This window comes from Thioalkalivibrio sp. ALMg13-2 (genome assembly GCF_000381185.1).
Lineage (GTDB): Bacteria > Pseudomonadota > Gammaproteobacteria > Ectothiorhodospirales > Ectothiorhodospiraceae > Thioalkalivibrio > Thioalkalivibrio versutus.
Window position 1 is genome coordinate 1 of record NZ_KB906150.1, and the last position, 3,889, is coordinate 3,889.

The 3,889-nt window shown below is 63.0% G+C and carries 2 protein-coding genes; both read left to right on the forward strand.

Features of this window, described 5'->3' with window-relative positions; genetic code table 11:
* Positions 1–270 precede the first annotated feature (270 nt).
* A complete protein-coding gene (gene mobH, locus F618_RS0114465; protein ID WP_019568999.1) occupies positions 271–2,091 on the forward strand; it encodes a MobH family relaxase in 1,821 nt (606 codons plus the stop codon).
* A 546-nt stretch (positions 2,092–2,637) separates the two neighbouring features.
* On the forward strand, positions 2,638–3,576 hold the full coding sequence (locus F618_RS0114475; RefSeq protein WP_019569001.1) for a site-specific integrase: 939 nt from the start codon (positions 2,638–2,640) through the stop codon (positions 3,574–3,576).
* The last annotated feature ends 313 nt before the right edge of the window (positions 3,577–3,889 follow it).

Consider the following 3,889-nt stretch of genomic DNA (forward strand, 5'->3'; position numbering starts at 1 on the left):
CTCCCCCGCCACAAACTCGCGTATGCGGCCCGACCATCACAGTGTCCTTGGCCTCGATGGCGAACAGGGTGACCGGGAGACGGGCCGCACCCCGTACCTCCACGAAATAGAGAGTTTCCCTTCCTCTCATCGCTATGTCCCCCTTTGCTTGTTGTGGCGTAAGGGTATCCGACCCATTCCTGAAAAACAGGGCGCGACCATTCAGGGATTCCCTCGGAATTCGGTTTCGATCCCGAGCACCATGCACTTGGGCCCCCACAAGACTTGCCTATGCTGCGCCTATTTCGCCGTCGAGAGCCTGCCTCACCACCGCCGACTGGCACGCCCCGCGAAGGCCTCCTTCCAATCCAGACAGCCGAGCAACTGCTGCAGCCGCCCCACCGGCAGGCGCTTCTGCGTCAGATCACCGCCCTGCTGGCCTTGCCAGCGGACTGCTCCAGTCAGTACGTCCTGTCTGCGTTGCACCGATACGCCGCGTTCGTTCAGGAGACCCCGGCATCTGAGGTGCATCACCACTCCGGGCGCGGCGGCATGCTGGACCATGGCCTTGAAGTCGTACTCAAGGCCCTGCAGATCCGGAGGGGGTACGTCCTACCGCCCGGTGCCGAACCGGAACGGCTTTCCCATGAAGCGGACGCGTGGTCCTACGGCGTATTTGCCGCCGCCCTGCTTCACGACGTGGGTAAACCGGTCGTGGACCAGGAAATCATCCTGTACGACGTCTCGGGGCGCCGCCTGAGCCATTGGGAGCCCTCGCTCGGTCCGATGACCGAGCGACCGGATGCGAACTGGTATTCCGTGCGGTATCGCCATGGACGCGTCCACAAACTGCACGAGCCGGTCTCCAGCCTGGTGGCGCATTGGATCCTGCCGTCAGAGGGCGTGGCTTGGATCAGTCGACACCAGGAACTGCTGCAGGCGTGGATCCGCACGATCCACGGCCAGATGGAGGAAGCAGGGGCCCTGGGACAGATCATCCTGCAGGCCGACCGGGAATCGGTCGCGCGGAACTTGGGTGGCGAATCGCCCGATCGGCTTCCGGCCCCGAGCAAACCACTGCACGAGAAGCTGCTGACGGCGCTCCGTCACCTGTTGATCGAGGAAGCGTTACCGCTAAACCGCAACGGGGCGGCCGGCTGGCGCACGGAAGGGGATCTTTGGCTCGTATCGAAGCGCGTGGCCGATGCGCTACGCGTGCAGCTCCGTGAGGAAGGGCATTCCGGGGTCCCGTCAAACAATGACCGGATCTTCGACACTCTCCAGGAACACGGGCTGCTGACAGCCAATGGGGACCGGGCTATCTGGAAGGCACGAGTAGCCGGGGACGGGTGGGCTCATGAACTGACCCTGATCCGACTCCCGGTGACGCGAGTATGGGGTGATCCGGAGACGATGCCTGCTGTGTTCGAGGGAGCCGTGGAGCCGTTCGACGCAGGGTCGACCGAGGAGGGTGAAATCTCCAACAACAAGCCAACGGCGCGCGGGGCGGCCGGGCCCGCAGCCAACACCCAGATAAAGGGGCAGGCCCCTGAACGATCGGATCAAGCGAACGGGGAGCCTGCGGCTGCTGCCGAATCATTGACCGACGATGTGGACGGCCTGCCCCTGCCCCCTGGCCTCGAGGATGTCCTGGACGGCACCCCCGCTGAGCACCCGGCGGATCCACCCGCGCCAGATACACAGGCAGAATCGCCGGGCGAACTCGACCATGAAGCTCCACTACCGGAGGACTCGGGGGCGGCCTGTCTGGAGTGGATCCGCCGAGGCGTTGCAGACGGATCCCTGTTCGTCAACACGCGTGAGGCGCGGGTCCACGTCGTCCCGGAGGGGGTGCTACTGGTGAGTCCCAGGATCTTCCGGGATTTCGCGGCGGCTACAGGACATGAATGGAGTGCCGCCCAGAAGCGATTCCAGAAGCTCGGCGTCCACGCGAAGTCCCCGGAAGGCACCAATATCTACCGATACCTGGTGCAGGGAGAACGACAAGGGGGCCGGATCAATGGACTGCTGATACCGGACATGTCCGCGGTCTTCGGGCCGGACTGGAATCCCTCACCCAACCCGCACTTGGCTCGCGCGGACGACGGGTAGGCCACCCATTAGGCGTGGATAGTTACGCGGGCGTGACAGCCCTCACGGACATCGCTACCATCCCGCCGGTGCGAGAAAGGCTCTCGCGGCTGAACGCAAGGATGCGACGGACCTCCACCAGGAGTATGGAATGCTCGTACTGACAGCGAAAGATGGCGATATAGTCTTCCTTGGTGACGATTCCTTTGTCGTTGCCATCCGCCCCCCCGAAGGACGACTTCGGCTTGCGGCCTATTCACCCGTTGCATCGGTAGCTTGGGATGTAGACGGTGCCGTACTAGTCCACCACCCGGATGGCCCGATTCGCGTAAGCCCGATCGACCCTTCCAAGAGTCGGCTGGGAATCGAGGCCCCCGACAGCGTGCGCATCGAGCGTGAAGCCCTTCGAGAACGCCGCCTTCACCCCCAGTGGGTTACGTCTCCATCGCGAACGGAGTAGTGGCGGTTTCACCGCCGCATTCGTGAGGACGCGCGCCTGGCAGGGAAACCGTGTGCTAATTTGAACGATGCCAGGGGCGTGACTTGTACCCTTAACTGGGAGAGGGCATGCCCGCGATGGAAACCCACCGCACCCTTGACGACCTGGTGCAGATCTATCTGCGCGAGCGGATTTTGCGACCCGAAACCGCCATTCGCTACCAACAGGTTGTTCGACAGTTTCAAAACGAGATGGGCGTCAGGACGCTGGACGAGATTCAGCGTGAGACGCTGCTGGAATGGCGAAGCCAGGTCCTGCAGCGCGCCCGCGCGACGACATGGAACTACTACCGTCGCCATTTCCGCGCAATGTGGCGCTTCGCCATGGATGCGGAATGGATCAGCCATGATCCCCTGGAACGGGTGGACGCGGCTCCGGAAGAGCGCCGGATCAAGACCGTCTCCCGAGACCTGTTGGATCAGGCGATCGAGGCCCTCGACGATTCAGAGAATCGGTGCCTTGAGCCCCGCTGGTTTTGGCTCGTGGTGCTGCTGACCTTCTACTACACGGGAATGCGAAGGCGGCAACTGGCCGCGCTGACCTGGGGCGACGTGTGCTGGAACCAGAACATCCTGCGACTATCGGTAGCGGGATCGAAGACCCACCGCGAGTGGGACATTCCGATTCCCGCGCCCTTGATTGAGCCATTGCGGGAGCTCTATGACCGGACCATCGTGCTAAGGGGGCCTCGGGGCCTTGAGCACGCACAGGTGTTCGACTTGGGCCTGCATCGCGGGGAGGCGCGCTACCAGGGGAAAGGCATTCGCGTGGAGCAGGTCAGCGGCTTCTTCCGGAAGCTGAGCGAGGTATTGGGACAGCCCATTTCGCCGCACCGTCTGCGGCATACGCTGGGTACCGAGGTGGGGCGCCAGGAGAACCCACCGCTTCGCGCGCTGCAACACTTGCTGGGACACACCAACCTATCGACTACAATGCAATACGTCGAACCCGATATGGGGCAGCTGCGCCAGTTGGTTGACCACCTCCCCCAACCGGGCCGATCCTAGTCAGCGTGCCGGATCACCGCAGACACGCAAACCCTTGCTTGACTGGGGATTCCGATATGGGATAGTAAAGGACCGGGTGGCTTCTACATGCCGCCTGTAGCCAGTCAGTACGTGCCACCTGGCAGTACGCCTCGACATTCGAGCGGGGGACGCAAAAAAGAAGGGCGGTGCTACCCACACCGCCCTTCCGATGGTCCGAATAGGGCGGACCTGTCCCTGGCTCTGGTCTGTCATCGTCCCCTTGGTCCGACGATGACAGCAAGTTTGGTGCCGGCGAGAGGAGTCGAACCTCCGACCTATCGATTACGAATCG